Annotated in this window: 22 protein-coding genes and 1 pseudogene; 21 read left to right on the forward strand and 2 right to left on the reverse strand. The window is 63.5% G+C overall.

Annotated features, from left to right (window positions below; genetic code table 11):
* Positions 1–80: 80 nt before the first annotated feature.
* The 6 genes from AC1DXJ_RS19175 to AC1DXJ_RS19200 all read left to right on the forward strand — a co-directional run bounded on the left by AC1DXJ_RS19175 (position 81) and on the right by AC1DXJ_RS19200 (position 9985).
* Entirely contained in the window at positions 81–3290 is a 3210-nt protein-coding gene (locus tag AC1DXJ_RS19175) for an acetyl-CoA carboxylase family protein (RefSeq protein WP_477637713.1), read from the forward strand.
* A 214-nt stretch (positions 3291–3504) separates the two neighbouring features.
* Positions 3505–5736, forward strand: coding sequence for an acetate--CoA ligase family protein (locus AC1DXJ_RS19180; RefSeq protein ID WP_477637714.1), 2232 nt, complete (start codon positions 3505–3507; stop codon positions 5734–5736).
* Positions 5733–7340, forward strand: coding sequence for an acyl-CoA carboxylase subunit beta (locus AC1DXJ_RS19185; protein WP_477637715.1), 1608 nt, complete (start codon positions 5733–5735; stop codon positions 7338–7340). The genes AC1DXJ_RS19180 and AC1DXJ_RS19185 overlap by 4 nt, the downstream gene beginning before the upstream one ends.
* A 22-nt stretch (positions 7341–7362) precedes the next feature.
* Positions 7363–8712, forward strand: a complete 1350-nt coding sequence (locus AC1DXJ_RS19190; RefSeq protein WP_477637716.1) for an acetyl-CoA carboxylase biotin carboxylase subunit — start codon at positions 7363–7365, stop codon at positions 8710–8712.
* A 30-nt stretch (positions 8713–8742) separates the two neighbouring features.
* Complete coding sequence (locus AC1DXJ_RS19195; RefSeq protein WP_477637717.1) at positions 8743–8964, forward strand: biotin/lipoyl-binding carrier protein; 222 nt, start codon at positions 8743–8745, stop codon at positions 8962–8964.
* Positions 8965–8983: 19 nt separating this feature from the next.
* Positions 8984–9985 carry an NADPH:quinone oxidoreductase family protein gene (locus AC1DXJ_RS19200; RefSeq protein WP_477637718.1) on the forward strand — a complete coding sequence of 334 codons (1002 nt, stop codon included), beginning with the start codon at positions 8984–8986 and terminating at the stop codon, positions 9983–9985.
* Between the two features lie 531 nt (positions 9986–10516).
* Here the strand turns inward: AC1DXJ_RS19200 and AC1DXJ_RS19205 are convergent.
* Together AC1DXJ_RS19205 and AC1DXJ_RS19210 are read right to left on the reverse strand one after the other, a co-directional pair.
* On the reverse strand, positions 10517–10924 hold the full coding sequence (locus tag AC1DXJ_RS19205) for a RidA family protein (RefSeq protein ID WP_477637719.1): 408 nt from the start codon (positions 10922–10924) through the stop codon (positions 10517–10519).
* A 52-nt stretch (positions 10925–10976) separates the two neighbouring features.
* Positions 10977–11570 carry a hypothetical protein gene (locus AC1DXJ_RS19210; protein WP_477637720.1) on the reverse strand — a complete coding sequence of 198 codons (594 nt, stop codon included), beginning with the start codon at positions 11568–11570 and terminating at the stop codon, positions 10977–10979.
* Between the two features lie 247 nt (positions 11571–11817).
* Here AC1DXJ_RS19210 and AC1DXJ_RS19215 point away from each other — a divergent pair, with 247 nt between their 5' ends.
* From AC1DXJ_RS19215 to AC1DXJ_RS19285, 15 genes and pseudogenes are all read left to right on the forward strand, one after another.
* Positions 11818–12804 carry a cyclase family protein gene (locus AC1DXJ_RS19215; protein WP_477637721.1) on the forward strand — a complete coding sequence of 329 codons (987 nt, stop codon included), beginning with the start codon at positions 11818–11820 and terminating at the stop codon, positions 12802–12804.
* Between the two features lie 89 nt (positions 12805–12893).
* On the forward strand, positions 12894–13016 hold the full coding sequence (locus tag AC1DXJ_RS19220; protein ID WP_477637722.1) for a hypothetical protein: 123 nt from the start codon (positions 12894–12896) through the stop codon (positions 13014–13016).
* Between the two features lie 165 nt (positions 13017–13181).
* Positions 13182–13553: an HAD family hydrolase gene (locus AC1DXJ_RS19225; RefSeq protein ID WP_477637723.1), complete on the forward strand. Its 372-nt coding sequence runs from the start codon at positions 13182–13184 to the stop codon at positions 13551–13553.
* Positions 13550–14320 (forward strand): 3-oxoacyl-ACP reductase FabG, encoded by a 771-nt coding sequence (fabG, locus tag AC1DXJ_RS19230; RefSeq protein ID WP_477637724.1) that lies wholly within the window; start codon positions 13550–13552, stop codon positions 14318–14320. The genes AC1DXJ_RS19225 and fabG overlap by 4 nt, the downstream gene beginning before the upstream one ends.
* Positions 14317–14769, forward strand: a complete 453-nt coding sequence (locus AC1DXJ_RS19235; protein WP_477637725.1) for a MaoC family dehydratase — start codon at positions 14317–14319, stop codon at positions 14767–14769. The genes fabG and AC1DXJ_RS19235 overlap by 4 nt, the downstream gene beginning before the upstream one ends.
* Positions 14770–14858: 89 nt before the next feature.
* Positions 14859–15092 (forward strand): phosphotransferase, encoded by a 234-nt coding sequence (locus AC1DXJ_RS19240; RefSeq protein ID WP_477637726.1) that lies wholly within the window; start codon positions 14859–14861, stop codon positions 15090–15092.
* A gap of 354 nt (positions 15093–15446) precedes the next feature.
* Positions 15447–15610, forward strand: a pseudogene (locus AC1DXJ_RS19245) (NAD(P)(+) transhydrogenase (Re/Si-specific) subunit beta); the annotation flags it as partial.
* A gap of 634 nt (positions 15611–16244) precedes the next feature.
* Complete coding sequence (locus AC1DXJ_RS19250) at positions 16245–17186, forward strand: PDR/VanB family oxidoreductase (RefSeq protein ID WP_477637727.1); 942 nt, start codon at positions 16245–16247, stop codon at positions 17184–17186.
* Positions 17187–17194: 8 nt separating this feature from the next.
* Positions 17195–18412, forward strand: coding sequence for a cytochrome P450 (locus tag AC1DXJ_RS19255; RefSeq protein ID WP_477637728.1), 1218 nt, complete (start codon positions 17195–17197; stop codon positions 18410–18412).
* 1128 nt (positions 18413–19540) lie between these two features.
* Positions 19541–20200: a transposase gene (locus AC1DXJ_RS19260; protein WP_477637729.1), complete on the forward strand. Its 660-nt coding sequence runs from the start codon at positions 19541–19543 to the stop codon at positions 20198–20200.
* A gap of 232 nt (positions 20201–20432) precedes the next feature.
* Complete coding sequence (locus AC1DXJ_RS19265; RefSeq protein WP_477637730.1) at positions 20433–21113, forward strand: cysteine hydrolase family protein; 681 nt, start codon at positions 20433–20435, stop codon at positions 21111–21113.
* Positions 21100–21888, forward strand: coding sequence for an ABC transporter ATP-binding protein (locus AC1DXJ_RS19270; RefSeq protein WP_477637731.1), 789 nt, complete (start codon positions 21100–21102; stop codon positions 21886–21888). The genes AC1DXJ_RS19265 and AC1DXJ_RS19270 overlap by 14 nt, the downstream gene beginning before the upstream one ends.
* Position 21889: 1 nt before the next feature.
* Entirely contained in the window at positions 21890–22771 is an 882-nt protein-coding gene (locus AC1DXJ_RS19275; RefSeq protein ID WP_477637732.1) for an ABC transporter permease, read from the forward strand.
* A 73-nt stretch (positions 22772–22844) separates the two neighbouring features.
* The gene (locus tag AC1DXJ_RS19280; protein WP_477637733.1) at positions 22845–23867 is read left to right on the forward strand and encodes an ABC transporter substrate-binding protein; all 1023 of its coding nucleotides are present in this window, start codon (positions 22845–22847) and stop codon (positions 23865–23867) included.
* Between the two features lie 108 nt (positions 23868–23975).
* Positions 23976–25016 carry an LLM class flavin-dependent oxidoreductase gene (locus AC1DXJ_RS19285; RefSeq protein ID WP_477637747.1) on the forward strand — a complete coding sequence of 347 codons (1041 nt, stop codon included), beginning with the start codon at positions 23976–23978 and terminating at the stop codon, positions 25014–25016.
* Positions 25017–25483 lie beyond the last annotated feature (467 nt).

Here is a 25483-nt window from a genome sequence, read left to right on the forward strand (position 1 = left end):
ACGACCAACCTGTCGTCGAGACTGCGCCGACAAAGTGCGTCTCGAGGGCGAGACGATGACGGCGAGAGGATGTCGACAAGGTGAGGGTGCTGGTCGCGAACAGGGGAGAGGTCGCCGTCCGCGTTATCCGGGCCGTCCGCGCATCCCGCCACGAATGCGTTGCAGTGCACACGCCTTCGGAGCGGAACAGCCGACACGCTCGGCTCGCCTCGGACCGTTACGAGCTGGCGGACGAGGGTGCGGGTGCATATCTGGACATTGACGCACTGATCTCAGCCGCACGGACCACTGGCTGCACTCATGTGCATCCTGGCTGGGGATTTCTCAGCGAGAGCGCGGCCTTCGCTCAAGCCTGCGCTGACGCCGGCTTGATCTTTGTCGGCCCGGAAGCCGGGATTCTCGAGTTCTTCGGCAACAAGGACAAGGCTCGCGCTCATGCACGGGAGCGTGGGGTTCCGGTGCTCGACGCCACAGACGCGAACGTCGATGTCGACACTGCCCGCGCCTTCTTCGTGGACCATCCAGGTGGTGTGATGGTCAAGGCGGTCACAGGGGGTGGTGGGCGTGGCATGCGTGCAGTGCGCGACATCGACACTCTGGAGGATGCCTTTGCTCGGTGCCACGCTGAGGCCCTGCGCTCCTTCGGGTGCGGAGACTTGTACGTCGAGGAACTGATGTCGTCGGCTCGACACATCGAGGTCCAGGTCATCGCCGATGCCGAGCGAGTCCTCTGTCTCGGTGAGCGCGACTGCACCATCCAGCGCCGGCACCAGAAGCTCATCGAGATCGCTCCCTCACCGGCGCTGCATGACGAGCACAGGCACGTCCTCGCGGCATACGCCGACGACGTCATCCGTGACCTGGGATATCGCGGACTCGCGACCGTCGAGTTTCTGGTGGACGCGCCAGCCCTCGCGCACGGCGACCTCAAGGTCGCATTCATCGAGGTCAATCCCCGACTCCAGGTCGAGCACACTGTGACCGAGGCGGTCCTGGGACTGGACCTTGTCGGAATGCAGCTCGCGCTGGCCGACGGCGCGACCCTGGAATCGATCGGTCTGGCCGGCCCGACCCCGATCCCGCGAGGGTTCGCCATCCAGTGTCGAGTCAACGCCGAGAGCGTGGGACCAGACGGAGCCGTGCGACCAAGCCTGGGCACGCTCGAATCGTTGACGATTCCCTCCGGCCCTGGTGTGCGCGTCGACACTCATGCCGAGACCGGCATGAGTGTCGATGGCCAGTTCGACTCGCTCCTGGCGAAGGTCATCGTGCACCGGCCCGCGGGTGACTTCGAAGAGACCGCTGAGCAAGCCCGCATCGTCCTCGACGAGTGGGAATCGCCGGGCATAGTGAGCAATGCCGATCTGCTCTGCCATGTGCTTGAGCACCCCGTGTTCCGCTCGGGCGACTTCACCACCTCCTTCATGGAGGAGATCATCGCGGCGTTGCCCCCGGCTCGGCAGCAGGTGAGCGCACATCCGGACACGACGGCTGTGGCCAGCGTCGGCGGGACCGTGGTGGAGATCGCAGTCGCTGTGGGAGACGCGGTGAAGACAGGAGCCCCGCTGGTCGTGGTGGAAGCGATGAAGATGCAGCATGTCGTCCTCGCCCCACGGCCGGGCGTCGTGCACGTGCTGCAGACTCAGGTGGGCGACCTGGTCTACGAGGGGACACCGCTGGTCGTCCTTCTTCCCTCCGAAGAGCACGAAGCCGCTGCCGAGGCAGAAGAGCGACCAGAGCTGAGCGCAATCCGCACGGATCTTGCGGAGGTCATCAGCCGGCACACCCAGACATTGGACGGGTCCCGCCCCGCCGCGGTGGCCAAGCGCCACGACACCGGACATCGCACGACTCGGGAGAACCTGGACGACCTCCTTGCCGAGGGCTCGTTCCACGAGTATGGCGGGCTGGCCGTGGCCGCTCAACGAGGCCGCCGCCCGCTCGCGGAGCTGATCGAGGCCACGCCCGCGGACGGGCTGGTTGGCGGTACGGGAAGGGTCCGGGATCAGCAGAGGTCGACGGAGGTGGTCGTAGCCGGATACGACTACACCGTGATGGCTGGGACACAGGGGCACTTCGGCCATCTCAAGCTCGACCGTCTCCTCGAGCTGGCACGCAGGCGACGTCTCCCGTTCGTGCTCTTCGCCGAGGGTGGTGGGGGTCGCCCCGGCGAGGTCGATCTCGAAGACGTTCGCTCGTCGTGGTTGGATACCCAGACATTCCAGGCGATGGGCCACCTGAGCGGCTTGGTCCCGACTGTCGGCGTCCTCACCGGCCGCTGCTTTGCCGGGAACGCTGCCCTTCTGGGGAGCTGTGACGTCATCATCGCGACAGAGGACGCAACGGTCGGTATGGGCGGTCCAGCCATGATAGAAGCCGGTGGGCTCGGTTCCGTCTCGCCAGAAGAGGTCGGGCCCATGTCGGTCCAGGAGCCGAACGGTGTCGTCGATCTGGTCGTGCCCGACGACGCAGCCGCAGTGGACGCAGCTCGCCGGTACCTGAGCTACTTTGGAGGTGCCAACACTGAATGGCGGGCCGCCGATCAGTTGCTGCTACGGCACGCGCTCCCCGAGAACCGGAAGCGGGCGTACGAAGTGCGGTCCGTCATCGAGGTGTTGGCCGACGAGGATTCGGTGCTCGAGCTCCGTCCTGGCTTCGGGCGCAGTGGTGTGACGGCCCTCATCCGTGTCGAGGGCCGCGCCTACGGGTTGATCGCCAACGACCCGAGGCGCCTCGGGGGTGCCATCGACTCCAGCGCAGCCGACAAGTTCGCCCGGTTCCTTCAATTGTGTGACGCACATGGCCTTCCGATCATCTCGTTGTGCGACACGCCAGGCTTCATGGTCGGGCCCGATGCAGAGCGCGCCGCAACGGTGCGGCATGTCAGCCGCCTCTTCGTGATCGGTGCACACTTGCAGGTGCCTCTGACGGCGATCATCCTCCGCAAGGCCTACGGCTTGGGAGCCCAGGCCATGGCAGCAGGGAGTTTTCGCCACCCGCAAGCGACCGTCGCCTGGCCGACGGGCGAGGTCGGTGCCATGGGCCTTGAAGGCGGGGTTCGTCTGGGCTTCGCACGCGAACTCGAACGCATCGTCGAACCCGCGGAGCGGGAGCGACGCTTCGACGAATTCGTGACCGCAGCCTATGAAAAGGGCAAGGCGTTGAACGCGGCGATGATGTTCGAACTCGACAGCGTCATCGATCCAGCAGAGACAAGGAGCTGGATCACCGCGACTTTGGGCAGGTGGAGTCCGTCGAATCGGGTGTCGCGTTACATCGACACCTGGTGAGCCAGGTATTGACGCTCGTGGCAACCGACTCGACCGCATGCCGGCAAACCGATCACAGCCGCCGTCGCCCAGATCCAGTGGACCGATAGAGGCTCGCCATCGCACCTCCAAGGGTAGGAACCTTCCCTGCGCGCAAACCTTCTCGCAGACTCAGCACAAGAAGTGGCCCAAACCGGGTCCATGAGACCGCACCGATGGGAAATCGATGAGAGCCGTGACCTCCAAGTCAGCTCCCGCGTTTCACGAGTCCGCGCAGGCTGTGGCACTGCCGTCTGCCGCCGTGAGCGCCATGGTTCTCGCCGAGGGAGACGCCAAGGAAATCCTGCGCTGCAACGGAATTCGGGTGCCCAGAGGCCACACCGTTGATGACCTCACTCTGGTACCGACTGATCTGGTCGGGCCGTTGGTCCTCAAGGCGGTGTCCCCGACGCTGGTGCACAAGTCCGAAGCCGGCGGGGTCAGGGTGGGCCTGAGCCACTCCGACCTGGTGCAGGCCGGAGAAGAGATGCGGGCAAGCCTCCTGAGCGCTGGCCACGACCTCACCGGCTATTTGGTCGAGGAACAGGTCACCAGTGGCCAGGAACTGGTCCTCGGAGCGGTGCGGACGTCGGGCGTCGGTTGGGTCGTGATGATCGGTCTCGGCGGAATCTTCGTGGAGACCTTCGCAGACGTCTCCTTCGGCGTCGCTCCCCTAGGGCGGGTCGATATCCGCGACATGCTCATCAGGCTCCGCGGGTATTCCCTCCTCGCTGGTCAACGGGGACAGCAGTCCGTCGATGTCGACGCTTTCATCCAACTTGTCCTGCGGATCGCCGGGCCCGACGGTCTCCTGGCATCCCTGCCTGAAAGCATCACCGAAATCGACCTCAATCCGGTGATCGTGAGCACGGACGCGGCTGTGGCAGTTGATGCTCGCTTCGTCTCGGGTGACGTCGTGCCAGGTCCCCGCCCCCCACGGGTGCGACAGGCCGATTTCACCTCGCTGTTCGAGCCGCGAACGATTGCAGTTCTTGGTGCCAAGAGCTCGGGTACAAACGGTGCGAACATCTTCATCCGCAACCTGGTCGACGGCGGCTTCGCCGGTCGGATCGTCCCGGTCCATCCGGAAGCGACCAGCATCGAAGGGTTGCCTGCGGTCGCCTCGCTAGCACAGGTGGACGGCGAGATCGACTACGCCTACGTCGTGCTTCCGAGCGCTCGCGTCGCTGATGCCCTTGCCCTCGGCGAGGGCAGGGTGCGCTTCGCCCAAGTCGTGGCCAGTGGATTCTCCGAGACCGAGGACGGAGTTGAGCTCGAGAGCGAGTTGGTCGCTCGGATGGCCAGGCTTGGAACGCGCGTCATCGGTCCGAACTGTTTGGGCACCCACTCGCCCAAGGCCCGGCTCAGCTTCATCCCCAACGCGCCGTTCGAGGTTGGCAATGTCGCGATCGTCTCGCAGAGTGGCGGCCTGAGCGTCGACATCCTGCGGGCCGGTGCGTCAAGAGGTGTGAACTTCCACAACCTGGTTAGCATCGGCAACGGCGCGGACGTCACCGCTGCTGAGCTTCTCGCGGACCATCTGGCCAACCCCGACGTCAAGGTCGTCGGTCTCTACCTGGAGTCCCTGAGCGAAGCGGCAGCAGTGCTCGACGTGCTACGCGCTGCCGACGGCACCACCCCGATCATCCTGCTAGCCGGTGGTCGGTCACGCGACGGGTCACGAGCGGCGATGAGCCACACGGGGGCACTCTCGGCCAACCACCGGCTGTGGCCGGCGATCGCCCACCAAGGTGGAGCCATCTTGGTGGACTCCGTGCAGGAGCTCATCGATGTACTCCTGGCCTTCGACGCTGCTGACCCCGACGTCGCGACATCGGGGTCAGACGTGGTGCTATTCGGCAACGGCGGCGGTGCGAGCGTGCTCGCGGCCGACGCGCTGGAACGCCGCGGTTTGTTTACCCCGCGGCTCTCCTCGGAGACGGTCGGGCGACTCGAGGCGCTCGGGCTTCCGCCTGGCAATGGTCTGCTCAATCCAATCGATGTTCCCGCGCCCAGCCTGGTGGTCAATGACGGCGCGACCGCAGAACACATTCTGGGCACAGTGCTCGAGGTTAGCACCGCGGCGGTGGTGATTTCGCACCTGAACGTCGGCATCATCCAACGCAACTACCGCGCTAGCCACGGCGATGTGACCGGTCGCATCATCGAGGCTATCGGTCGGGCCCGCGATGGTGCCCGCCACCGATGCAATCACCTCCTCGTTGTGAAGGGGGACGGTAGCCCTGAGATCGAGGAGCAGGCCCGCGCCTATGCAAAGCAGGCCCGGGCCATCGGGCTCGCTGCCTATCCGTCTGTCGACTCCGCCGCGGTCGCTGCAAGTGCGCTGGTGCGTCACCAGCTATGGCGCGCCGGTCGTGGTGCCGAAGAAGGTTCCGCGAGCGACAACCGAACGGAGAGTGCTCGATGACCGCGTCCAATGAAGTGGCGATCCCGCGCGGTGCAGCGGTTGAGCAGAATTCGGCGACGCCACAGACCCCGGAACTGCAGGAGGACAGGCAGGCAGATCACGCTGTTCGTCGCGCTGCTGCTCTGGCCATGGGTGGGCCAACCAAACTCGCTCGGAGGGCATCGACCGGGCAGCTCAATGCCCGCGAACGCGTTGCTCTGCTCTTCGACGAGGGAACCTTTGCCGAGTGGGGTCTCTTCGCGACTTCGCCCCTCGACGCGGACAAGGACGTCACGCCGGCTGACGGAAAGGTGACCGGCACCGGAGACATCGACGGGAGACGCGCCGCAGTCATTGCCTACGACTTCACTGTCAAGGGCGCATCGAGCAGCGCTACCAGCAACAAGAAGATGCATCATCTGAAGGAGTTGTCGTCAAGCCGCGGGGTGCCTCTGGTTTACCTGGCGGAGTCAACGGGTGTACGGATGCCCGACATCATGGGCGGCACCGGAATGGGGAACTCGAACGACCGAACCCGTTTCCTGCGGCGGCGCGATAGCCCCTGGGCATCGGCCGTCTTCGGTTATGCCTTCGGATCGGCGGCTTGGCACACCGTTTCTAGTGACTTCGCGGTGTTCCGCAAGGGTGCGGTCATGGCGGTCTCCAGCCCTGGGTTGGTGAGCCGCGCGACAGGGCAAGAGGTCGATCGAGAGGAGCTCGGCGGCTGGCGCGTGCACAGCCAGGTCACGGGCTTCGCGGATGCTGTCGCGGACACCGACGAAGAGGCCGTTGCGCTGGTCCGGCAGTTCCTCGGGTACCTGCCGGCCCACAACGGGGTGGCGCCGCCTGAGGCGTCGGTGCCTGAGGGCTCCGGGGCCCGTGCTGAAGACCTACGCACGATCGTGCCGAAATCGCGCTCCCAAGTTTATGACGTACGAAAGGTCATCGAGGTCATTGCGGACGTCGGATCCATGTTTCTGATCAAGGATGCCTTCGGTAAGAGTCTGGTCACCTGCTTGGCTCGGGTCGGAGGGCGCAGTGTCGGCGTGATAGCGAACAATCCGAAGTTCAAGGGCGGCGCGATCGACGCGGCAGCGTGCGACAAGGCCACGAGCTTCTTGGTTCTGTGTGACTCCTACAACATCCCGATAATCTTCCTGGTGGATCAGCCAGGCTTCTTGATCGGTCTGGAAGCCGAGCGGAACAAGGTGGCCGGCAAGGTCATCAATTGGATGAATGCGCTCTCGCTGGTGACGGTGCCGAAATTGACGGTGATCCTGCGCAAGGACTACGGGCAGGCTTTCGTCAACATGGGCGGTGGATTCATCGCCGATGCCGCGGCCGCGTGGTGGTCGGCAGAGGTGAGCTTCATGGATCCACGGTCGGCGGTCAGCGTGGTGCACGGAATAGAGCCTGCGGAGGATCCCGAACTATTCGAGGAGAAGCTGACGGAGATGACGCGTGATGCCACTGCCTACGACGTTGCCCGGGTGTACGGCGTGCAGGACGTGATCGACCCGGTGGACACCCGCGCATATCTCATCCGGGCTCTTGCGGATCACCACCTGAACCGAACAGCTGGGGTTGGTGAGCACTTGCTCAGCAACTGGCCTACGAGTTACTGAAACAACCGGCGAGGAGAAACGAATGCCTGCCTTTCCGAAGCGTGTGTTGGTGGCCAATCGTGGGGAGATCGCCAGGCGTGTGATTGCCACGGCCCGCCGGCTAGGAGTGGAAACCGTCGCGGTCCACCACCCCATCGATGCAGATCTGCCGTTTGTCGCCGAGGCGGACCGTGCAGTCGCGATCGAGGCAGAGGTTCCGGTCCGTGCATACCTGGACCGAGACCGGATAGTCGACGTGGCGCTGGAGACCGGCGCGACCGCCATACACCCCGGCTACGGCTTCTTGTCCGAGAATGCCGGATTCGCGCGCCAGGTCGAGGAATCGGGCCTCACGTGGATCGGGCCGCAGCCCGAAGTGATCGCGCTCATGGGGGACAAGATCGCGGCACGAGCTGCTGTCGCGGCTGCTGGGGTTCCCGTCGGCGTGGGAGGGGAGGAAGCGCTCGGCTCGGCCGAGGAGGCTGCAGCGGAAGCCGAGCGGATCGGCTACCCGGTCATGGTGAAGGCTGCCGAGGGCGGGGGCGGCATCGGCATGACGGTGGTAGACAACGCAGGCGAGCTGAGCAAGGCCTTGGACAGCACCCGGTCCATGGCGATGCGCAGCTTCGGCTCGGGACGGGTGTTCCTGGAGCGTTTCGTGTCCAGTGCTCGTCACGTCGAGGTTCAGGTCTTGGGCCTGGCTGACGGCACGGTACTGGCCTTGGGGGAACGTGACTGCTCCGTCCAGCGGCGTCATCAGAAGCTGCTTGAAGAGAGCCCTGCCCCGCATCTGGATCCAGCTATCCGGAACGGGTTGCGCGAGGCGGCCATCCGCGCGGCGGAGTCGGTCGGCTACCGCAACGCCGGAACCGTGGAGTTCTTGGTCGACACCCGCACGGGCGAGTACGTCTTCCTTGAGATGAACACCCGGATCCAGGTGGAGCATCCTGTGACCGAAATGACGTATGGGATCGATCTGGTCGAGCAGCAGTTCAGCATAGCCGCGACGGGCAGCACCTCCGCCAACTTCGCGCCACGGCTGTCAGGCCATGCCGTCGAGCTGAGGGTGTGTGCTGAAGACCCGAAGCGATTCTTGCCGACCCCGGGGCACATCATGACTTGGGTCGAGCCCCAAGGTCCCGGCATCCGGGTCGACTCGGGGTATCGCTCCGGTGACGACGTGACAATGCACTTCGATTCCTTGGTGGCCAAGTTGTGTGTCTTCGGCGACACCCGCGATCAGGCGCTTGCCCGGGCCCGTGAGGCAGCGAAGGCCTTCGAGGTGACAGGGCTGATCACCAACTTGCCATTCCTCCAGAAGCTTCTGGATCTGCCCGAGTTCGTGAGCGGCCGGTATGACACCAATGTCGTTTCCAAGCTTGCCACTCGGTAGTTGCCGCGATACCCAAGAGAAGGAGTAACCGTGCCGGAAACAATGCAGGCCGATATGAGCGCCAACGTGTGGAAGGTCCTCGTTGCCCCAGGCGATGCCGTGGAGGAGGACGCCACTGTGATGATTCTCGAGTCGATGAAGATGGAGATCCCGGTCACCGTCGAATGCGCAGGAGTCGTGACTGCTGTGCATGTCGTCGAAGGGGATACGGTTGGTCCCGGCCAGCCCCTGCTCGATCTGTCGACGGACTGAGTCGGCTGCCTTGGCTACGATGAAGGCATGGCAGGCAAGCGCCCTTGGTGAGCCGGCCGACGTCCTCGAACTGCATGACATTGATCGCCCGACCCCCGGTCCTCACCAAGTCCTGGTGCGGGTGCTGGCGAGTGCGGCCAACTTCCCCGACGTGCTCCTGTGTCGTGGGCTATATCAGGTCCGGCCGCAACTGCCGTTCACGCCGGGATCAGAACTCTGTGGACTAATCATTGCCGTGGGCGAAAAGGTTACACGGGTAGGCCTAGGGGAGCGTGTCATCGGAGTCTGTGCACTACCGCACGGCGGATTTGCCGAATATGCCTTGATGGATGAACAGACCACGTATTCTGCACCTCCTTCTCTCGACCATGCGCAGGCCGCTTCGCTGTTCATCGGCTACCAGACCGGATGGTTCGGCTTGCACCGACTCGCCCGGATCCAACCCGGGGAGACGCTGCTCGTGCATGCCGCGGCCGGCGGAGTCGGCAGCGCCGCGATTCAGCTTGGCAAGGCCGCTGGCGCCAGGGTCATCGGTGTGGTCGGCGGCCCGGAAAAGGCCTCATACGCGCGCACCCTTGGTGCGGACGTCGTCGTCGATCGGCGTGACCAGGATTTCGTCGAAGTGGTGAAGGTCGAGACAGACGGACGCGGTGCCGACGTCATCTACGACCCGGTCGGTGGCGAGGTCTACCAACGTTCCACCAAGTGCATCGCCTTCGAGGGGCGGATCCTCGTAATCGGCTTCGCGGGAGGCGTGATTCAGGAGGTATCTCTGAATCACGCACTGGTCAAGAACTACTCGATCATCGGCGTGCACTGGGGCCTCTACAACAAACAAGACCCGGATGCGGTCGCGAGGTGCCACGCCGAGCTCACGCGCTTGGCAGAGGCCGGCGATATCGCCCCCTTTGTGAGTGAGCGAGTTCCGCTCGGGGAGGTCAGCTCCGCATTGCAGCGACTCGCCGACGGCGATTCAGTCGGCCGGCTGGTGCTTGTGACGGATCCACCGGCCGCGAGCTGAACTGGCCAGCACCTGCGCCGAGCATGGTGAACCCCTTGACGCGCGACTCCGCAGGAGGGAGAACTTGGCCACATGGCTAAGTTCTGCGGCCAGGGCTCGCAGGATGGGCGCACGAGCGGCCCACTCAGGCACTGCCAGGACTGCTACGAGGCTTGACAAGCGCGTCGGAGTTGACGTGCTGAAGGGGAGAGATGAACGTCACCATCGAAAGCGCCGAGTGTTGCGGCGCGGGGCAGTGCGTGATGCTGGCCCCCAGCGTTTTCGACTAGGACGACGAGGGCATCGCGTTTGTGCTGATGGATACTTCGAGTGAGAAGCACTTCGTCGCTGTGCGGGAAGCTGTGGCAACCTGCCCGACGAGCGCGATTATCGTCGCTCCGCCTGTCTAGGACGAGCTGTTCGAGAACCCTTCAGGTCACCTGTTGATGACAGCGGAGCTGGTATGCCGCGTCCAGCGACGTACCTGACTCGTTTCCGGGCGAGGACCTACGCGACCCATCGGTGTAGGTCCTCGCCGGACTCTCGAGACTGCTACTGCAGCACGGCGACGGCGTCAATCTCGACCAAGCACTCAGGGAGGGAGAACCCCGGCACCAGCACACCCGTCGACACGACGAAGACGCCAGCCAACCTGCGACCGAGAACTTCGTATATCGCGGTCCGGTGACTCAGGTCCTGGACATAAACGGTCAGCTTGCAGAGGTCGTCGAGGCTCCCACCTGCTTCAGTGAGCAGCGTCTCGATATTCGACATCGCCTGTTCGGCCTGGGCTCCGGGATCGCCGACGTTCAAGAACTCGAACGTGTCGAGGTCTTGGCTTCCTTGGCCCCGCAAATACACGGTGTTGCCTGCTACGACCGCCTGGCAAAAGTCATTGCTGCGGGTGGGGTCGTGATAGACCTCGCCGGTGTTGAACGGCCGTATCCGCCGGTTTCCCAATTGATGTCGCCCCTCTGAGGAATCGTGATTGGTGGGGGGGGGAAGATCGTTGCTAGATGTCGCTCTGCCCTAGATCGCGCGCATAGAAGTGGGTCATTCGATCGTTGAACCACTCCACGTCTTGCAGTTGCTTGCGGCCCGGGGCCTCCTTGGCAATCTCGAACGCCCTCGACGACAGAGCGGAGAGGCTCGCCAGTTCGTGAATCACCAAGTGACTCCACGCCCGTTCGAAACCGCCAAGGCTGGCAATCCTGAGCCGACGAGTGCGGAGCAGAGCCGGCTCCTGCAGAATCAGCGGGGCGTGCTCGAGCGTGAACCAGTTCTCGAATTGGATCTGAGCGTCATGTGGAATTTCGTACCAGATGGCGACCAGATTTCGCTCGACATCGTCGGCGATCTGCTCTTGGGAGTCGCTGCCGACAACCATGGCTATCGCATGCTGCCTCGGCAGATGATCGGTCACCATCGAGACCTTGTGGTCGCCGATCTCTGCAACCCCGCTAGCGCGGGCATCAGCGAGTCCGATCCAGTGATCGTTGTCCGGCACCCCCGTGAGGGACACGGATCTGAACACGTCCCAGACCCCACCTGTGCGGACTGACTTAGCTTGGTCGTGGGCTTCGTCGCCGACGGCCACGGCCAGCAAGGACCTCATCATGTTCCGCCTTAGCTGGGTAGGGCCCGCGAGACATAGCCAGCATCGCTGCGATGCGGGTCCTGCGGTGCATGTGTAGAGGAGAGTATTGCCTCGGAGAACGGGGTCGCAGGATGGAACGTCTATCACTCCTATAGTCCCCCAGAAATTGGCTGCTTGGGCCCAAGAGGGGCATGCTCAGCGGCAAGGACCACCGACTCGGCACACTCTCCAGAAGCATCACGGAAAGGGCACAATCATGAAACCCAAGGACCCGACGCGCGAGGAGCTCGTGGGCTTGTTGACCCAGCGCAACAACTGGGGTCGCTGGGGTGCTGATGACCAGCGGGGCGTGGCGAATCTAATTGATCCGCAGTCTCGCTTGCGGGCCCTCTCGACTGTGCGGACCGGCGAGGTGCTCTCGTTGAGCCGTCCATTCCCCAAAGCCCCTGGGCCGGACAACTTCTTCCCGGCGCAGCACTACGTGCAGGTAGCCGAGCGAAACGGTGAAGCCTGCGGGATGGTCGACTACTACGGCGTGAACTACCACGGCTTGACCACCACCCACATCGATGCGCTCTGCCACACCTGGGGAGGCAGCAACATCTGGGAGGACGGAAAGGATGGCAAGTCAGGACCGAGGATGTGGAACGGGCGCGACCCTTCCGTCGAGGTGGGCACCGGTGGCTCGCGCTGGGCGGACATCGACGAATGGGGCAACGATGGGTTCCTCGTTCGTGGCGTGCTCCTCGATGTTCCCAGGTTCCGTGGCACGGACTACGTGACCATTGAAGAGCCGGTCACGGGTGCTGAGTTGGCTCAGGTAGCCGACAGCGAAGGACTTGAGATTGCGCCCGGGGACGCGATCGTCGTCTACAGCGGCAGGGATGCTTGGAACCGGGAGAACCGTCTATGGGGAACCGACCCGTCCGGCGCCGGAGGTATCCCCACCGGCAAGGAACCACGACCGGGCCTACACACCTCGTGTCTCGAGTTCATCCGTGACGTCGACTGTTCCCTCATCGTGTGGGACATGATGGACGCAACGCCGAACGAATACGAGTTGTCGTGGTCGGTCCACGCGGCCCTGTGGGCTTTCGGGGTGGCGTTGTTGGACAATGCGCTGCTCGAACCGCTCGCCGAAAAGTGTCGGTCGGATAACCGATCGGACTTCTTCTTGATGGTCGCACCGCTCAGGGTCCCTGGTGGGACCGGGTCTCCGGTCAACCCGCTGGTGATGCTGTAGTTGGCTAACCTCGACCTCGCGGACAATGGAATTTGCCCGAGGTGCCGACTCCTCGGACCCAGACCAGCAGGAAACTGGTCAGGCCGGCCGTGAGCTCAGTCGAGGCGGTCGTGTTCGACTACGGCGGGGTGTTGACCCTACCGGTGCGCCACTCGATCGGGGCCTGGATCGAGGCCGACGGCATCGATCCACGATCATTCTTTGGACGCTGAAGGGCTGGCTTTCGCGCGACGCCGCGAGTATGGGCCGCCGATCCACCGGCTGGAGACCGGCGAGTTCCCGGTGGCCGAGTTCGAGGGGCTGCTCGCGCGGGAACTCAGCACCCTAAACGGTAAGCCTGTCGAGCCGGTCGGCTGCTGTCCAGACTGTTCTCAGGGATGACTCCGAATCCGGACATGTTCGCACTGGTGGCAGACCTGCGTTCGGCCGGTGTCAAGGTCGCCCTACTGTCCAATAGCTGGGGAAACACCTACCCCCGTCCCCGCATCAACGCGCTGTTTGATCCGGTCGTCATCTCCGGCGAGGTGGGCCTGCGCAAGCCGATCGCTGCCATCTACATGCTCACCCTGCAACGGTTGCACGTGGCCGCCGGGCAGGCGGTTTTCGTCGATGACGCCGAAGCCAATCTGAACGGAGCCCGAGCGGTAGGGCTCAGCGCCTGGCAGCACCTGGACGCCACCTCCACCCGAGCCGCACTCGCCGAGCTCATCCCATCGATCACCGTCACACCCACAGGAGTCACCACGTGAACACCACTTCCGACCTGACCACACGCACCGCCATCGTGACCGGCGCCGCCCGCGGGATCGGCGCCGGCGTCGCGAAGCGGATTGCCGCCGACGGGTTCGCCGTCGCCGTTCTTGACCTCGACGAGGCCGCCTGCAAGTGCGTCGTGGACGAAATCGCCACTGCAGGCGGTCGCGCGCTCGCCGTTGGCGTCGACGTCTCCGATGAGGTGGCCGTCAACACCGCGGTAGAGCGGATTGCCGCGGAGCTGGGTGAGCCGACCGTGCTGGTCAACAACGCCGGGATCATCCGCGACAACCTGCTGTTCAAGATGACTGTCGGCGACTGGGACGCCGTGATGAGCGTCCACCTGCGTGGGGCGTTCCTGATGACGCGTGCCGTCCAGGGATACATGATCAGGGCCGGTTGGGGTCGAATCGTGAACTTGTCAAGCACGTCGGCGCTCGGCAACCGTGGCCAGGCGAACTACTCCGCGGCCAAGGCTGGCGTGCAGGGCTTCACCAAGACCCTTGCAATCGAACTGGGCCGGTTCGGCATCACCGCGAACGCGATCGCCCCGGGTTTCATCGAGACCGAGATGACGATGTCTACGGCAGAGCGGATGGGCTACCCGTTCGAGGACTTCAAGGCCGCAATCGTGAAAGAGATCCCAGTGGGACGTAGCGGCCTTCCTGACGACATTGCGCACGCGGTCTCGTTCTTCTCCAGCGAGGGTGCTGGCTTCGTGTCCGGTCAGGTGCTTTATGTCGCAGGAGGGCCGAGGTCGTGAAAACCTTCCACGGCATCGCGGAGCTTGAGCAGGCGGTTGGCAGCCACCTCGGCCATTCCGACTGGCACACGTTAACCCAAGAGCAGATCGACACCTTCGCCGCGGCCACCGGCGATCACCAGTGGATCCACGTCGATCCCGCGAAGGCCGCTGGTGGCCCGTTCGGTAGCACCATTGCACACGGTTACCTGACCCTGAGCCTTGTCCCGATGTTGGTCTGGCAGATCTACAGGGTCGAGCAGATCAAGATGGGCGTCAATTACGGTGCGAACAAGCTCAGGTTCCCCGCGCCCGTGACGGTCGGATCGCGTGTGCGCGCCGGCGCCGACCTGGTTTCAGTGACCCCTACAAGTGCCGGCTACCAGGTGGTCGGGCAGGTGACCGTCGAGATCGAGGGCAGTGACAAGCCTGCCTGCGTGGTCGAGACCGTCAGCGTGCTCGTGCCGTGACGAGTACTCAACAGCAGAGTCCACCGGGACTGGACCTGCAGCGGCTCGGATTCTGGCTGCCGAGGCCGGTGCCCGGCGCAGGAAGCGCGATGTCGGCAACGCTGATTGCCGGCGGCAAGTCCAACCTCACCTACGAGGTCAACGACGGCGACGGCACCTCGATCGTTTGGCGCCCCCCGCCTGGGCACGTGCGCGCCAGCGCGCACGACATGGCCAAGGAGTATCGGGTCATGGCCGCCCTTCAGGCGACCGGCGTGCCGGGGCCGCGCAAGTTGGGGTTCTGCGAGGGTACCCAGGCGCGCTGGGTGCGCCCTTCTATGTGATGGAGGGGTGGAAGGCCGGACGTACTGGCACGTCGCTGACATCGCCCCACTCGGTCCGGAGCGTACGCGCTCTCAGCGACTCTGGTGGACACGCTGGCACAGTTGCACCAGGTCGACGCCGTTGCCGTGGGGCCGTCCGATTTTGGCCGTCCCGATCAGTTCCTGACCCATCAGGTGTGGCGCCGGAAGAAGCAGCTGGACGCGTCGTACACCCGGCACCTGCCCGCCGCTGACGAGCTTCACCGCGGGCTCGCGGACGTCCCGACCCAGTCTGCCCAGGGGGGTCCTGCACGGGGACTACCGGCTCGACAACGCGCTGGTCGACGATTCGGACCGCCTCACCGCGGTGATCGGATACCGGTGCTCGAGGTGTGGAAGGCACGCAATGTCGTCGTCTTCAAGCGATCCATGGCGACCGGCTATGCGGGAGTGCAGAACCCGCTGTCTTCAAGGAGAACAGCCAGATGCTGTTCGGCGACGCTAAGGAACGCGTCGAGGACATCATCAAAGCCCTATGACACCGCCCGCCCCCGGCGGTCGGCCAGGTTAGGCACGCATCGCGACGACAGGTTCTTCCAGACGCCGGCGTTTGTCGCAACTCCGCTCCGTTGCTGGCGCCCGATACTCGCACTCCGACTCTTGTCCGTTGAGCCACATGGCGGTCGAGCAGAGTCGAAACCATCGTCGGGCTCAGAGAACCAACCCCCTGGCTCGCCGCTGACCGTAGAAATCGAGGACAATATCGGAATCGCCGCACCTAGAGAAGGCGGGCGGTGCGATCACCACGCGCACTGGATCAAACGACGGCAGCCGCGGGGCCAGTGTGATCACAGAGATTCTTTCAACGATCGTGATGGTGTGCGGGTTGTCTGGAAGTTACACGGCCGGGGGCCACTCGAAATACTATGCGGCGGTCGACCCTGAAACAGAAATATTGATGCCCAAATACGCGGTTCATCGCAATGATGCAAATCGGCTCCGTGGAATTGGGTGACCTAGGAGACCTGGGCATCTCAATTGCGGCGTCGCCTTAACGAACATGTTTCAATTCTCTGGACATTGACCGACGATCGGCCGTCATGATGTTCCAGGGTCACGGCTATCGCAGTGATACCTATTCGCCGGGGCCATCCTGTGGCTACCGTTAGAGGGGTGAAAGTCGAAGTCACGAGGAAAGAGGCCGTCGCCGACGGTGTGGTCCGCCTACGTCTGGCGGACCAGTCGGGTGGACGCCTACCTGACTGGAATCCCGGTGCCCACATCGACGTCTCCGTTCCCGTGGGCGCCGGGGGATCACTCGTGCGTCAGTACTCACTGTGCGGTGATCGCTGGTCCGCCGGGACCTACGAGATTGCGGTCCTCAGGGAGCCGTCGTCGCGCGGGGGGTCGCACTTCGTCCATGATTCCCTCAAGGAAGGTGATCTCGTTGAAATCGGGACCCCGCGGAACAACTTCGCCCTAGCTCCCGCGAGGAGCTATTCGTTCATCGCCGGGGGCATCGGCATTACACCGATCGTGACCATGATCGCAGCTGCAGAGCAGCTCGGCATCGACTGGCACCTGCTGTACGGCGGGAGGACGCGCCAGTCGATGGCCTTCGTCGAGGAGCTGTCCGAATACGGCGACAAGGTGATGATCTGGCCTCAGGATGAGCAAGGACTCTTGGATCTCGAATTCCTCTCGGAGCCGGTTGAGCGCGCCAAGATCTACTGCTGTGGGCCTGAGCCGCTCTTGGAAGCGGTGAGCACCGCGGCGGGATGCTGGCCCGCCCAAGACGTACGATTCGAGCGCTTCGTCTCCACCGTCCGGGCCCCCCCAATCCGCTCGGAACCCTTCACCATCGTGCTCGCGCGCTCGAGACTGACGTTGACCGTGCGGCCGGACGAATCCATCCTCGATGTTCTCGGCCGAGCCAAGGTGCCCCTCGTCTCTTCATGCCAGGAAGGGGTCTGCGGCACCTGTGAGGTCCGGGTTCTGGAGGGAATCCCCGATCACCGGGACTCGTTGCTTACCGACTTCGAACGTTCGCAGAATGACCGGATGTTCGCGTGCGTGTCGCGATCCGCGGGCGAACAACTCGTGCTCGACCTTTAGGAGAATGCGTGCCCACATCCGTCGCTCCAGCTGTACCAGTCCTCGATGACGATCCTTTCGACTCGGAGTCACTCGCCAACCCGCATGTCTTCCAAGAACGCCTTCGCGAGGCCGGCCCCGTTGCCTACCTTTCGCGGTACGACGTGTACGCGGTCGGGCGGTACGACCAGGTCCGGGAGGCCCTCTGCAACTGGCAGGATTTGATCTCGGGCTCAGGCGTCGGACTGGTCGAGGCCGAGCATATCCGTGGCGGGATCCTGCAACTCGACCCGCCGTATCACGACGCCCCACGAGAGGTGCTCCAGAGCATAATGTCGGCTCGGGTGCTGAAGGCCATGACGGACGACTGCCGCGAGTTGGCGGAGTCGCTGGTGGCCGCCCTCAGCGAGAGGCGCAACAGTGCTGGCGAGGTTGAGGTCGACGGCTACGACGACATTGCCAGAATCTTCCCGGTCAACTTCTTTCCCAACGCGGCAGGGATAGACGACGAGGGCAGGGAGAACCTGCTGCCATACGCCGATCACATCTTCAACTCGGTCGGGCCGCGCAACGAACTGACGAGAAAGGGCGAGGACGGAGCCGCGGCACGTTTCGACTGGGCGGCGAGCAAGTGCCAACGAGATTCACTCAAGCCGCGGGGTTTTGGTGCGGACATCTGGGCAGCGGTGGACCGCGGCGATCTGCTGCCCGAGCAGGCTCCAGGGCTGGTCCTCACCCAATTGAACGCCGGCGTCGACACCACTGTGTACGGAATGGCCGGACTGCTTTTCGGGTTGGCGACGAACCCCGATCAGTGGGCTGCGCTACGGGCGAACCCCGGTCTGGCACGGGTGGCCTTCGAGGAGGCACTGCGCTGGGAGTCGCCAGTCCAGATGCTCTTTCGAAAGGCGACCAAGGATCTCGATTTCGCTGGAACCGCCATTCCAGCGGGCTCTCGTCTGCTGATCGCTTTCGGAGCCGCAAACCGAGACCCGCGCCGGTGGAAGAATGCGGACAAGTTCGACCTGAGCCGAGACCCGTCAGGTCACCTGGCATTCGGGATGGGCATCCACCAGTGCGTCGGCCAGCACGCTGCACGTCTGCAGGCTGAGGTGTTGCTGCGGGTGCTCACCGAGCGAGTGGAGTCCCTCGAAGTGACCGCACCGTTAGGTCAGCATCACAACAATGCTTTACGGGGATGGGGTTCGATCCCGCTCAAGCTACGCCTAGCTGATGCGGGCGCCTAGGAATGCAGCCGGCCTTGGGCTTCTGCGCGACCCCCAGGTTGCCTTCAGCACATCACCTGTCCGTTCGCTTGATGTTGAGCTATGACACAGGCTCGATGCTCCGCGCGCACAAGGCAGTACTCGCTGTGCGGTGACACCCGCAACCGGCGAACCTGGCGTCTTGGCGTTCTCAGTGACCCGGGGAGCCGAGGCACGTCCAGTTACCTGCACCACGCGCTTGTCGCCGGCGACGAGGTGGTGGTGCGTGTCCCGAGGAACCATCTTCGCTTCGTGGAATCGCCACGCGACATATTCGTTGCGGGCGGCATCGGCATCACGCCTCTCCTCCCCATGATCCGGGAAGCAAATGCGCGCGGTGCACCGTGGCAGCTCCCTACGGCGGCCGTCGCCCGGAGTCCATGGCGTTCCTGGACGAGCTCGCCTAGAACGGCGACCAGGCCCACATCCGACGAGAGGACAGGGACGGCCTGCTGGATCTCGATGTCTACTTGGCAAAGCCGCAACCCGAGACAGCATGGTCCAAGGCCGTCGTGCTTCGGCTCCCTTCGTGAGTTCTATCGCTAGGTTTCACTGACCGTTGCGCGATGGCCGCTCACGTCCCAGGCAAGGACACGAACAACTTCGGCCGGAACTACACCACTCGAGTCAGTGTCAGGATCGGTGGTAGCTCCACCGGCTCGCTCTACCGCTTTGTGCCTTCATGGCTTGGTCCCCTTGTGTGGCTGGCGGGGTCGTACGGACCGACCTGCGTGGCTTGATAGGAGCGTGGCTGCGTCCCCAACCGAGGTGTGCCCGCCGGCCGGTCAATCACCCGATAGGAAGGGAGGCGAGCGGACCACAGGCACCACGAGCGAGGATCATCTGGGTCTGTTGCGGCTGGCCGAGAACTTCGGGCCCGAGCGGACCTGGGCCATCGAGGACTGCCGACACATGTCCCGGCGTTTGGAACGGGACCTGCTCGGCGCGGGTGAGCGGATCGTGCGGGGTGCCGCCCAAGATGATGGCGCACATCCGAGGCAGCGTCCGTACCTACGTTAAGTCCGACCCGATCGACGCCGTAGCGGTCGCGCGGGCGGCGCTGCGCGAACGCGACCTGCCGGCCGCTCAGCTGGATGGCCTGCGCGGGAGGTGCGACGCCTGGCGGACCACCGGGATGCGTTGGGAACAGAGCGAACCCGGGCCATCAACCGGTTGCGTTGGCATCTGCACGAACTGGCCCCAGCGTGGGCGCCCGCGCGTGGGCTGTGGCGTCCCAAGCGTCTGAGCGAGATCCTGGACCATCTGGCCAAACGAAACCGGAATCGTCGCCAGGCGCGCTCGTGGCTGGTCGAGCGCTGCCGCCTGCTCTCGGTGGAGATCCTCGAGCTCGATGCCGAACTCGAGCAGCTCGTGGCCGGGCTCGCGCCTTCACTGCTGTCGGTCTGTGGGTGCGCCACCCTCACCGCCGCCAAGACTCTCGGCGAGACTGCTGACGTCCGCCGGTTCCTGTCCCGGCATGCGTACGCCCGACACAACGGCACCGCAACGTTGCCGGTCTGGTCGAGAAACAACGAGCCGCATCGCCTCGCCAGGACCGGCAACAGGCGGCTCAACGCCGCCATACGCCGCATCGCCATCACCCAGGCCACTACTACCCCGACGCCAAGACCTTCCTCGAACGACGACGAGCTGCCGGCGACACCAAGGCCGAATCCATCCGAGTCCGCAAGCGCGCCTGTCCGACGTCGTCCTCAAGGCACTCATGAGCGATGCCCAAGAGTCATCCCAGACCACGCCTTCGCCGCTTGACATAGGCGCAAGGGGACGTCACCCGACAGGGTCGGCCTTCCGTCGGCTCGACCCTCGAGCCAGTCTGAAGCGGTCGCGCGCCGTCGAACACCTCTGGCCTATCGCCCCGATAACCGCTGGGGCGCTGACTCTGGCGGCCCAGTGGGCAACCATGGCGCATTGCCCCTGAGCGTCGGAGCCTGAGGCTGCCGAAGTCTCCAGCCCCCTCGACCCAAGCAAAGGACGTGACGTAGTGCAGCTTGTTGAAAAGGTCAGTCCCTCCCGGACCGCGCTCCTGATCGTGGACATGCAAAATGATTTCTGCAGTCCCGGCGGGTTCATTGACCGCGCCACCAGCTTCACGCCGTCTACGGCCGCCGTGAGTGCGCGCATTGCGACACTGCGCCAAGCGGCCGAGCACTTGGGAATGCTCGTTATTCATATTGTTTCCCACTTTGACGACGAATACCTCAACGAGCCCATGCGCGAACGCCTGGTTCGTATCGGGGCAGAGCCCTACTGCGTTTCAGGGACGTGGGGTGCCGAAATCATTGATGAACTAGCGATTCGCCCTGGTGAGCTACAGGTGGCGAAGCACACGTATGACGGCTTCTACGGGACGGAGCTACAGAACATCCTTGAAGACCACCAGATTCGCACGACTCTGGTCACCGGACTTGCCACCGACAACTGTGTCGCGGCCACGGCCAAGGGTGCGTACTTCCGCGGCTTCTATGTCGTGATACCGGCGGATGCCTGCACGTCAGGAAGCGTTGCTCAACACGAGGCTGGCTTGCTCATTGCCCAGCACGCATACGCCGAGCTCAGTACCAGTGACGAGCTGTTGACGACCTGGGGGCTGACCAACGGCTCGGACAGAAGAGAGACAGCTGACGACGCGTCGGAAGGGGCGGTCGAAAGTGTCGGACCTTAGCGCGGATATCCATATCGCAGGTGTCACCCACTACTTCGCGCGGGTGGGCACCGCGCAGTACACGAGAGTCCTTGAAGACGTCTCCCTAGACGTGCCTGCTGGGCAATTCGTAGCGATGGTTGGTCCATCGGGCTGCGGCAAGACCACATTGCTCAACATGGTTGCTGGCCTGGTCGAGCCCACACAGGGATCGGTTCGTCGCGGAAAGGTGCCCGTGGACGGGCCGGACCGCGCGGTCGCCTACATGTTGGCGCGGCCGGCCCTACTTCCATGGCGCACCGCCAAGGAGAACGTCGAGTTCGGTCTCGAGTTGCGAGGCGTCCGACGGTCGGCCAGAAGTGCTACGGCCGATCGTTTGCTAGAGAGCACCGGGCTATCAGATTTTGCGAGCAGCTACCCAGGGCAACTGTCACAAGGAATGCGCCAGCGAGTCGCTATCGCCCGAACCTTTGCTATCGAGCCAAAGTACATCCTGATGGATGAGCCTTTTGCCGCTCTTGACGCGCAGACAAAGCTTATTCAACAAGAGGATTTCGTCCACGTCTGGGAACAGAGCGGCTCGACCGTCATGTTCGTCACGCACGATCTGGGTGAGGCAATCTTGATGGCAGATCGCGTGGTTGTCTTCTCGGGCCGCCCGGGCCACATCAAGGCCGACATTGAGATTCCGTTCCGCAGGCCCCGGGACATAGAAAACCTTCGCTTTAGCGAAGAGTACCGCGGTCTGTTCGAATCAATGTGGGCGGAGCTCCGCGACGAAGTGAGGCGGGCGTGACATGAGGGCTGAGCTGTCAGCAAACAATGCGCCGTTGGTGCCCGTCCCCGAGGCGGGCACCTTGGGCGTCAATCGGAACGGGGAGATTCCGCCGCCGCCTCCGCCGACACGTATGCACAAGAAGCTCGGGGGCAACCTTCAGATCCAGTGTCTGAGAATCATTGTGTTGGCCTTGTTCTGCGGCACTTGGCAGGTCGCTAGCGACCGCGGATACATCGATCCCTTCATGGTGAGTTCGCCTTCCGAAGTCGCAAGTTTCCTTGGCGAAGCGATGAGGACCGGCGAGCTGTGGCCCCACGTCATCGCGACCGTCACAGCGACATTGCTGGCCTTCGCAATAGGATCCGCGACCGGCGTGGTCACAGGACTGATCCTGTCGGTGTCACCGCGACTCAATGCAGTACTTGACCCGTTCCTGACGGTCGCCAATGCCATGCCGCGGGTGGCCTTGGCGCCTTTGTTCCTACTGTGGTTCGGCTTGGGGCAGACATCGAAGGTGATGATGGGGATCAGCACCGTCTACTTCATCTTGGTGCTGAATACCTATGCCGGCGTCAAGTCAATCGACCCTGACTTGCGCACGATAGGGGTGGTGATGGGGGCGAACCGAGTCCAGACCTTCAGCAAGCTCATCGTTCCGGCCACGATTCCGGCTGTCTTCGCGGGCCTACGGCTCGCCGTGGTCTACGCACTGTTGGGAGTTGTTCTCGCCGAGATGCTTGCGTCGCAAAGGGGCGTCGGACAGTTGCTCCAGTACTACGCGGGGCTCTTCCAAGTTCAAGGCGTTTTCGGCGTCTTGATCGTGTTGTCGTTGCTCGCAGTTGCCGGCTCGGCCGTAGTCGCGGCCGTCGAAAAACGAATTCTCCGATGGCAGCGCACGTAATGGCCTACGCCGTAATGGCATTCCCTTCTCGGACCCAGGAAGATTCTTCTAAGAAGCTATGAAAGGTGACCAAATGCGTCGACTAACTGCGGTAATCTTGGCGGCGACACTCAGCGTCGCTGGGCTCGCTGCCTGCGGCAATGGGGGCGATATCGCTAAAGGATCAGGTTCGAAGTCTGAACTGAAGATCGCAATGTACCCGGGCGCGTTCCAAACCCTGCCCGTCGTTCTGGCGGAGAAGTTGGGCTTCTTCAAGAAGCATGGGTTGGAGGTCCAGCTCCTAAATGTGCAGGGTGGTCCCGCGGCCACATCTGCTGTGCTATCGAAATCGGCAGACGTGATGTTGAACGCCCTGGACAACGTCACCCTTGCGCGTGCAGCGGCCAACGGTCCGGACTTCGTCATTGTCAGCGGTAACACGAACAAGCAGATCAACAGTTTGCTGGTCCGTGACGGCATGCCAACGCCATCTCTGAGCCAGGGATACCCCCAGCTGATGCGTGACTTCAAGGGCAAGAAGATTGGGGTTCCTGCCCGCGGGAGCGCCCTTGAGAACATTGTGCGAATCATGCTCAAGGCTGGCGGCGTCGACCCTGACAAGGACGTGACTTGGGTCGCGCTCGGAACGGCGCCTGCGATGGCCGCTGGAGTCGCCAGCGGACAGATTGACGCAATCTTGATGCCCGAGCCATTCATTACCCAACTTGTCGACGTCCAGAAGAAGGCGCGAATCGTTCTGGACACGCGGAATGGGCAGCCCGCTTCGCTGCAGTGGCCGTTCAATATGTGGTGGGCTTTGGCACCGGTGATCTCGCAGAAGAAGGCATCGTTTACCGCATTCCAGGCCGCGATGAAGGACACCTATGACTACATGGCCAAGCCCGAGAATCTCGATTCGCTCATCCCTTACGTCCAGAACTTCCTCGCGACTGACGAGCAGACAGCGCGGGCATTGATGAACCCCTTGAATATCTCGACATTCGGTTACCATGTTGACCGCTCTGGAGTCGAGCGCCTTTGGGACGTCATGAACTCGCTCGGACTGCTCAAGAACGCTCCGTCGTACGACGAGGTGACCGATCCGGGCGTCCGTTAGTTGGTCCGGCAACCTTCATCGGCGGATCAGCGTCGCCGAGGAGGTTGCCGCCATTCGGCCTCTTCCCGCTCATCGAACCTCGGGCGGGAAGATTTAGAGAGGGTGAGCATGATCCGAGTTGGTGTGCGCGTTCCAGCTTGTCGGTCGTTGACAGAGTTTGCTGAGGCAGTTGCGGATACAGAGCGCCGCGGTTTCGACACTGTGTGGGTTCCCGATTCGCAACTGCTCTGGAGGGACACATTCGCGGCGCTTGCATTCGCAGCAGCCGCCACTACAACAATCCGGTTGGGGACGGGGGTTACCAACCTCCGTACCAGGCACCCTTCGCTGCTGGCCTCGTCGGCAAACACCGTTGGGGAGCTCGCGGAAGGCAGGTTTCGCCTGACAATCGGCACGGGGGATAGTGCGGTCAAGCTCATCGGGGACCGACCGACGAGGCTGGCAGAAACCCGACAGGGCGTGGCCATGATTCGAACGCTGCTGAACGGGGACGCCTGGGACTTCAACGGCCAGTCGTTGCACCTGCGTGATGCTGCAGGTGGAGTGCCCATCTTCTTGGCCGCGAGCGGTCCGAAAAACGTGGAACTTGCCGGTGAGATTGCCGACGGTGCGCTACTCCTGGGTGGTGCTGCTCCCGAGCTCGTCGAGCGGAACCTTTTCGGCCTCCAGGAAGGGGCGCAGCGCTCGGGGCGCAGCTTGGCGACCTTTGAGCGGGCTGTCGCGCTCTTCTGCCACGTCACCGACGATCCAGAGCGTGACGCACGCATGCTAAAGCCGCTGGTCGCCACGGTAATACAGACTGGTGGTGGCGCTGCGCTGCTGAAGGCAGGCATCGACATCGATGCTGCGAGAATCCCACCCGCTCCATATCCCGACTTCTCCCACGCCGAGGATTTGGACGCCGCGATCGCCGTTTTAGATGATCTCATCCCGAACGACGCTGCGCTCCGCTTTGCTGAGCGATTTTGCTTGTTCGGGCCGGCGTCCACGGTCGTCGAACAGCTTCGCCGGTTGGAGCAGGCGGGAATCACCGAGGCGTATCTGCGTCATCTGGGCAGCTACGAGATACCGCACGAACTCATCGATACGGTATCGAGCCAAGTCTTACCAGCGTTGAAGGCGCGGGAGGGTGCGGCAGCGCGTGGGTGACGCCTGTATGTCAATCAAGAAATTCGCGGGGCGCCACTTATGGCCGGCCGGCCGGCCGGCCAGCCCAGCGCCAGCGCCAGCGATACCCCTGGTTGTCGAGTGCCCCTGCTGCCGGAAACGGGACGAACGCCAGCGCGTCATCATTGCGCCCGCGTACAGTGCCGAGTCATGCTCGAGCCCTGTTTCAACTGGTCCCATGCTCGCCGCAACAAGGTGGCCGCGTCCCAAGGGGTCGTGGCATCGCTTGGTTGCGCGCCCAAAGCCGATGGGCCACCCTGAAGGACCGCTCCGTGCACGTGGACCCTGGCCGATCAATCCCGAGGTGGGACTATTTGACGATCGCTGGAGGCACAGAATGTACGCCCTGCGGGCGACCTTGTATGACCCACCACAGGAGGCGGTCGCCTGAGGCCGATCCCATGGCGGTGCGAGCCTCAGGGGCCGCCCAGTGGTCTAAGCAAGGCTTA

The organism is Pedococcus sp. P2_D9 (assembly GCF_056404275.1).

Bases quoted from the DNA above. Each gene is read 5' to 3' on its own strand.
- AC1DXJ_RS19275 (WP_477637732.1), top strand. From the start codon at position 21,890: ATGAGGGCTGAGCTGTCAGCAAACAATGCGCCGTTGGTGCCCGTCCCC.
- AC1DXJ_RS19240 (WP_477637726.1), top strand. From the start codon at position 14,859: ATGTCGGCAACGCTGATTGCCGGCGGCAAGTCCAACCTCACCTACGAG.
- AC1DXJ_RS19285 (WP_477637747.1), top strand. From the start codon at position 23,976: ATGATCCGAGTTGGTGTGCGCGTTCCAGCTTGTCGGTCGTTGACAGAG.
- AC1DXJ_RS19185 (WP_477637715.1), top strand. From the start codon at position 5,733: ATGACCGCGTCCAATGAAGTGGCGATCCCGCGCGGTGCAGCGGTTGAG.
- AC1DXJ_RS19215 (WP_477637721.1), top strand. From the start codon at position 11,818: ATGAAACCCAAGGACCCGACGCGCGAGGAGCTCGTGGGCTTGTTGACC.
- AC1DXJ_RS19190 (WP_477637716.1), top strand. From the start codon at position 7,363: ATGCCTGCCTTTCCGAAGCGTGTGTTGGTGGCCAATCGTGGGGAGATC.
- AC1DXJ_RS19200 (WP_477637718.1), top strand. From the start codon at position 8,984: ATGAAGGCATGGCAGGCAAGCGCCCTTGGTGAGCCGGCCGACGTCCTC.
- AC1DXJ_RS19225 (WP_477637723.1), top strand. From the start codon at position 13,182: ATGACTCCGAATCCGGACATGTTCGCACTGGTGGCAGACCTGCGTTCG.
- AC1DXJ_RS19280 (WP_477637733.1), top strand. From the start codon at position 22,845: ATGCGTCGACTAACTGCGGTAATCTTGGCGGCGACACTCAGCGTCGCT.